Source organism: Georgenia sp. (assembly GCF_054605595.1).
Genome location: NZ_JBTSDU010000153.1, coordinates 1 through 6,455, shown reverse-complemented (window position 1 = coordinate 6,455; position 6,455 = coordinate 1). Strand labels below are relative to the sequence as shown.

General features: G+C 73.7%; 6 protein-coding genes. 3 read left to right on the top strand and 3 right to left on the bottom strand.

Annotated elements, in window-relative coordinates; genetic code table 11:
- Positions 1-201: 201 nt before the first annotated feature.
- Complete coding sequence (locus ACYC1Z_RS13565) at positions 202-1,335, bottom strand: glycosyltransferase family 4 protein (RefSeq protein WP_461410055.1); 1,134 nt, start codon at positions 1,333-1,335, stop codon at positions 202-204.
- A 209-nt stretch (positions 1,336-1,544) separates the two neighbouring features.
- Between ACYC1Z_RS13565 and ACYC1Z_RS13560 the strand changes: the two genes are divergently transcribed.
- Both ACYC1Z_RS13560 and ACYC1Z_RS13555 read left to right on the top strand, forming a co-directional pair.
- Entirely contained in the window at positions 1,545-2,042 is a 498-nt protein-coding gene (locus tag ACYC1Z_RS13560; protein ID WP_461410054.1) for an aromatic ring-opening dioxygenase LigA, read from the top strand.
- Positions 2,043-2,469: 427 nt separating this feature from the next.
- Positions 2,470-2,709: a DUF2249 domain-containing protein gene (locus ACYC1Z_RS13555; RefSeq protein WP_461410053.1), complete on the top strand. Its 240-nt coding sequence runs from the start codon at positions 2,470-2,472 to the stop codon at positions 2,707-2,709.
- 104 nt (positions 2,710-2,813) lie between these two features.
- Here the strand turns inward: ACYC1Z_RS13555 and ACYC1Z_RS13550 are convergent, their stop codons facing one another.
- Positions 2,814-3,239, bottom strand: a complete 426-nt coding sequence (locus tag ACYC1Z_RS13550; protein ID WP_461410052.1) for a hypothetical protein — start codon at positions 3,237-3,239, stop codon at positions 2,814-2,816.
- A complete protein-coding gene (locus tag ACYC1Z_RS13545) occupies positions 3,236-5,221 on the bottom strand; it encodes a PspC domain-containing protein (protein ID WP_461410051.1) in 1,986 nt (661 codons plus the stop codon). Before ACYC1Z_RS13545 ends, ACYC1Z_RS13550 begins: the two co-directional genes overlap by 4 nt.
- Positions 5,222-5,357: 136 nt before the next feature.
- Between ACYC1Z_RS13545 and ACYC1Z_RS13540 the strand changes: the two genes are divergently transcribed.
- On the top strand, positions 5,358-6,455 hold a 1,098-nt coding region (locus tag ACYC1Z_RS13540), incomplete at its 3' end, for an ATP-binding protein (protein WP_461410050.1).

Genomic DNA, 6,455 nt, shown 5'->3' with positions numbered 1-6,455 from the left:
TGTGTCATGGCGTCCGCCAACCTTCCGTGTCGCGCGGCTCCCGGGGCACAGCCACGTAATCTGAGGTCGTTGGCGGACGACGTTTGCCGCAAGGTAGCGCTGCCTGCCGCTCAAATCAAACAAGTGATTGACTCCTTAGAGTGGCTCTAAGGAGTGTTGTGAGAGCAAACGAGTGGGAGTGACCCGGCCGGCGACGGCGCGTCAGGCGCCGGCCAGCCGGTAGATGTCCCGGGTCGCGGCGATCACCGTCGGCCACGCGGTGCCGGGCGGGACCGTGCGGTTGCGCCTCGTGATCGCGCTCAGGAGCTCACGGTCGCGCACCAGGCGGGCGACGGCGCGGGCCAGGGCGTCGTCGTCGGCGGCGAGGAGGCCCTCGACGCCGTCGGTGAGGAGCTCGGCCGCACCGGACTGCTCGCGCGAGACGATGGCGAGCCCCGCGGCCTGGGCCTCCTGGACGGCGACGGAGAACGCGTCCGCGGTCCCGGGCGCCAGATAGATGTCGGCGTCGCGGTAGAGCGCGACGAGCTCGGTCTGGGTGAGCCGGCCGACCAGCTCCACCCATGCCATGGCGTTGTCCCGCACGTACGTCTGGGCCTGCGCGAGCTCGGGCCCCTCGCCCGCGAGCGTCACCCGGAGCGGGAGGTGGGGCGGGAGGAGCTCGCGCGCCTGCCGCAGCGCGGCGAGCAGCGGGAGCATGCGCTTGCGGGGCACGAACCGCCCGGCCGTGACGGCGTGGACCGGTTCCTCGGGACCGCGCGCGGGGCGGTTGGCAGGATCGCCGAGCCACCGGGAGACGTCGACCCCGTTGCGGAGCACGTGCACCGGGGTGCGCCCCCGAGCGGCCTGTCGGACCCGGCCGGCCGCGAGCTCGGACACGCTGGTGAACACCGTCGGCCAGCGGGACCAGCCCACCACGGTGTCGAGGCCGGTGTAGAACGGCCGGGTCACCCGCTCGTCCCACACGCTGTGCACGGTGACCACGGTCGGCACACGTCCGACGAACCGTGCCAGCACCGCCTGGGTCGTGGGGGTCAGGCCGCCGATGTGCAGGTGCAGGACGTCGGGGCGCAACTGCCCCAGGAGCCGGCGGGCGTGGGCCAGCGGCCAGGGGTGGATGGGGAAGTGTCCGGGCACGCGGGCGGTGAGACGGTAGACCCCCACGCCGTGCTCGTCCTCCGCCACGCTGCGGCCGTGCTGGCCCCGGAAGGCGGGGGTGGAGGTGAGGACGCGGGCGTCGTCGCCGGCTCGCCGTTGTTCGCGAGCCAGCCCGCTCACCTCGGACTCGATCCCTCCGAGGGTCGGCAGGTAGGAGTCGGTGACGTGCAGGATCCGCATACCCGATGATCTCAGGCCGAGCCCCCGCCCGAAACCCGGGCTTCGGGGCGTGGGACCTTTGTCCCCGGGACTTTTGGCACGATTGCTTCGGCTGTCTGCCTCTACTCTTTCAGTTGTTGGAAGGAACGGCGCAAATGCGACGGACCGAGATAAGCGGGACAGTTCAGGTGGACTGGCCCAAAGTGACCGTCCTGAAAGGACAACCTGCTATGAAGAACTCCACCGCCAAGATCGTCGGCCTCGTCTCCATGATCGCCGGCCTCGCCTTCATTGTCGCCGGTGGCGTGGCATGGGGCGTCGTCACGTCGAACCTGACCGCGCAGCAGATCACGGTGGCCGACGACTCGCCGATGCTGCCCGGTGACGACGTCAACGGACCGTTCTCGGCCTACGCCCAGGCGCAGATCATCGACACGCACGCCCTCAAGATCTCCGAGGGCCGGACCTACGCCGACCTCGGCGCCCTGGTCAACCAGGCCAAGGACGCCGGTGACACCGAGCTCGCCGACACCCTGCAGGGCCAGCGGAACACCGTCATGAACGCCTCGTTCCTCCGGTCCTCGCTGTTCACCGCGGTGCTGTCCTACGGCGTCTCCGCCCTGGTCATGGGCCTGGGTGTCATGTTCATCGTCGTCGGCCTGGGCTTCCGCGCCGTCTCCGGCACCGCCGCTCCCGCGGCCCCGGTCCGCGAGCGCGTGAACGCCTGATCCCACCGGGCGCCCGAACCGGGCGCCACGTACGACGGGAGAACTTCGCCAGAACTCCTCCCGACCATCGCGACAACTGAAGATGAGCTCCGAGGTCATCGCGAGCACAATGCAAGGGGCGTCGTGGACAATTAAGTCCACGACGCCCCTTGCTTATTACTGGTTCGGTGCGGGGGGGGCTTTCCTTTTGTGGTGCCGTGCCGTTTCCGGTGCCGTGTCGTTGGCGGTGCGTGGGTGCTGGTCCGAGCGGGGTGGGTCCGGCAGGTCCGCGCCCGGGCGTCGGGCGTCCGGCGTCGGGCGGCGCGCGGTGTCGGTCACGGGCGCGACACGCCAGAGCCGAAGGTCCTGGCGCGTACGGGGCGGGACCGGTACATTTTCCACGATCAAGATCGTGCTAAATAAGCGACCCACCCCCCAGGAGGCAACCATGGCCGGTACCGACGTCGAGCTCGACGTGCGCGAAGAGGCCCCCAAGGACCGTCACTCGCTCATCTTCTCCACCTTCACGGCTCTGCAGCCGGGCACCGCGTTCGTCCTGGTGAACGACCACGACCCGAAGCCGCTGCGTTACCAGTTCGAGGCGGAGAACGCCGGACAGTTCACCTGGGACTACCTCGAGGAGGGCCCGGACGTGTGGCGGGTACGCATCGGCCGCACCGCGGCGTGAGGCGCCCACTCGCCCGCCCCTGACCGACGAACGTGCCAGGAGGTCCGGCGACGCCCCGCTGACCCTGCTCGTCTCGAGCGGGTCAGCGGGGCGTCGTTCGGCGGTCAACGGGGTTGCGGGTCGCGGCCTCGTGTGTGCTGCAGCACCGGGGCCAGTAGCAGGACCAGCGCGGCGAGCACCAGCACGCCGATGAAGGCGAGCGGAAGGTCGATCCTCAGGCCGAGGGCGATCGCGATCGCGCCGACGCCGCCGAGCAGGAGGATCAGGCCGAGCACGAGCGTGCCTGTGCGGGGCCCGTGGCTGGGCGTCGGCGGCTGCGGTGCCGCGGCAGCGGACCAGACCGGGGCGCCGGAGTCGGTGAACACCGATGCGGTCGGCTCGTACGGCCGCGGGGCGGCGTCGGGGGAGCCGGCCGCTGTCGGCTCCGCTGTCGGCTCCGCCGTGGCAGCGCCTGCGCCTGCGCCCGCGGCCACGGGCTCGCCCGCGGGCTCGTGCTCGTCGATCCACTCGTTCTTGCCGTGCTCGCTCATCGCTGCTCCTCGATCATGGCGGCGAACGCGGCCGTGGGGCCGACGATCACCTGATAGCCGGCGGTACCCGCCGAGCTCATGCCGGTGGTGGACCCGGTGGCGCCAGACTGGGTGGCGCCGGGCTGGGCGGGGGGTGTGCCGGTCTGGGTGCCGGTCGGTTCGGCGGTGCTCGTCGGCTCGCCGGTGGGGTCCGCACCGACAGGCTCCTGGCGGATCTCGACCGTGCTGGTGCCGGCATCGATCTCCAGCACGAGGTCGGCCGCACCGGACGCGTCGGCCGCACCGGACGCGTCGGCCGCACCGGACGCGTCGGCCGCACCGGACGCGTCGGGCGAGGTGAGCTCGATGTCGATCCCCACGCCGTCGGCCCAGACCACGTCGGTGAGGCCGGCGGCGGGGTCGCCGGTACCGGATCGTCCGGTGATCCCGGTGTCGTTGCGGGTGACCTCCCAGCCGGGCTCGACGACTCCCAGCACGCGCCCCGCGCCCACCTGGGCCCGGATCACCGCGGAGACGTCGGCGGGCAGGTGGACCGTCAGGTTCCCGGCCCCCAGATCGATCGGCACGATCACCTGCGGCCCGGTCAGGTCGAGCGCGCGCAGGTCGACGTCGAGGTCGCCCGCTCCGTGGTGGTACCCGCCCGCGGCCTGCCCGGCCGTCGTCGGGCGCACCATCCGGTCGCCGATCAGCACATTGGACGTCACCACCCCGGTGGGGAGCCAGCCGGTGGCGACCGTCCCCGGCACCACGAGGATGGCGAGCAGGACGCCGAGCGTGGCCAGCGTGCCGCCGCGGCGGCCGCGGGCACCGGCGATCATCGTGCCCGCGCCGAGCAGCGTCAGGATCGCGCCGCCGATCAGGAGCGGCAGCAGCCAATCGAACGCGCCCGTCCGGTCGAGCAGCAGCAGGGTGGCGGCCGCGAGCAGGCTCAGGGCGAGGACGACGGTGACGAGTAGCTGTCCGGGCCCCGGGGTGCGCGGGCGCGGCGGCACCGGGGGGCGCTGCGGGGGCGGGCCGTAGGTGGGGCCGGCCGGGGGAGGTCCGGCGTAGTACCCACCGTCCGCGGGGCCGTGGCCGACCGGGACGTTGCCCACTGGGACGCTGCCTGCCGGGACGTGGCCTGGTGGGACACCGCCCGCGGGGCCGTGGCCGACCGGGCCACCGACGCCCTGCCACGGCGGGGTGCTCGGGTCGGCCGGCGGGTAGGCAATACCGGGACCGGTGGGTCCGCCCCGTCCGGGCGGACCGGCCGGCGCGTCGTGCCGTCCGCGCCGGGCGACCTCGACCAGGAGCAGCGCGACGAGGCTCAGGATGACGAGGCTCACCACGAACCAGCCGCCGCCCCAGGACCCGGTGCCCCCCCATCCGCCCCACCAGGTGGCGGGGCTCGAGATGCCGATGATCGCGAATGCGATCGCCCCGGCGAGGGCGGCGTCGAAGTCGCCCCGGATGGCCTCCTGGAGGTGGATGCGGCCGTCGGACTCTTCTGGGAGCAACGCCCAGCCGATGCCGTACAGCAGCAGCCCGAGCCCGCCGAAGAGGGTCAGGACGACGAACACGCCACGGATGAGGAGCGGGTCGACGTCGAACCGGCGGGCCACACCGGCCGCGACGCCGCCGATCCAGCGGTCCTCGCCGCGCCAGATGCCCGTGCGGCGGAGGGAGTCGAAGAACCCCGACGTCGACTCGCGCCGGTGGGGGAACTGCGGGGCGGGTCGGGGGCCGGTGCGGTAGGGCGGCGGGCCGGACCGTGCCCCGTAGCCCGGCCGTGCGCTCGGGCCGTATCCGGGATCGGCCCCGGGCTGACCGGCATCGTAACGGGGTCCGGGGCCGTAGCCGGGATCGGGCCGGCCGGGGCCGTAGTCGGGGCCGCGACCCGTGCCGGGCGACGGCGGGGTCGTGTCGTCCGGGCGAGCGCCCGAGGGGGCGCCGGTCGGGACGGAGCTCTCGTCGCCCGGAGCGGGCGTGCCGGTCGTGTTCATGCCCCTAGCCAACCTCCCGAGACCGCAGGCGGGCCATCGGGGACCACCCTGGCCCGACCCTGAACTTCGGTCGGCATCACCCTGGAACCCGCCCCCCGCCGGTGATCTCGGCCCGGGGGCGTGTGACCATGGGACCGTGAGCACGACAGCAGCGACTGCCGCCCGCCCGGGCAGCAGGCTCCCGCTCCGCCGGCCCCGCCGGGGGCGGGTGATCGGTGGTGTCGCCGCGGGGGTGGCGGTTCATCTGGGCCTCTCCGTCGCGATCGTCCGGTGGGCCTTCGTGCTGGCATCCTTCGCCGGCGGCGCCGGCGCTGCCATGTACGTGTGGCTGTGGGTCACGGTGCCGGTCGGGGACGCGGCGGAGGCCGCCCGGCCCGCCTCGCTGTCCCGCCTCGCCCCGCGCCTGCGGGTGCGAGAGTTCTCGGCATCGGCCCGCGACATCACCGTCGCCGTCGTCCTCCTGGCCATCGCCGGCCTGCTCGTGCTCTGGCGCTCCGACGTCGCCCGGCCCGCCACCTGGCTCGTCCCCGCCCTCGTGGTCGCCGCGGGGGCCGCGCTCGCCTGGAGCCAGCTCGCCGACGTCACCGCGGACGTCGGTCGGGCCCGCCGCCGGGGTGAGGTCGTGGTGCGGGTCGGGGCCGGCGTCGCGCTCGCCGTCGTCGGTTCGCTGCTGCTCGTGGGCCGGGACGAGAGCCCCGTGGTGCTGCTGCGTGGCGCCGTCGCCGGGCTCGCCATCCTCGTCGGGGTGGGCGTCGTGCTCGCCCCGATGCTGCTGCGGCTCGTCCGCGAGCTCGGCTCCGAGCGTGAGGCCCGCGCCCGTGAGGCCGAGCGGGCCGACATCGCCGCCCACCTGCACGACTCCGTCCTCCAGACTCTGTCGATGATCCGCTCCCGCGCGGGCGACAACGAGGAGGTCTCCCGCCTCGCCCGCGCCCAGGAGCGTGAGCTGCGCGACTGGCTGTACACCGACCGCCCCGCGCCCGGCACCTCCACCGCGGACGCCCTGCGGGAGATCGCCGCCGAGGTCGAGGACCTGCGCGGCGTGCCCGTGGAGGTGGTGACCGCGGGCGACGTCGAGCCCGACGAGACGACGCCCGTCCTGGGCGCAGCGACGCGCGAGGCCCTGGCGAACGCCGTCGTCCACGGCCGGCCGCCGGTGACGGTGTACGTCGAGGTCACCGCCGAGCAGGTCGAGGTGTTCGTCCGCGACCACGGCGAGGGCTTCGACCCCGAC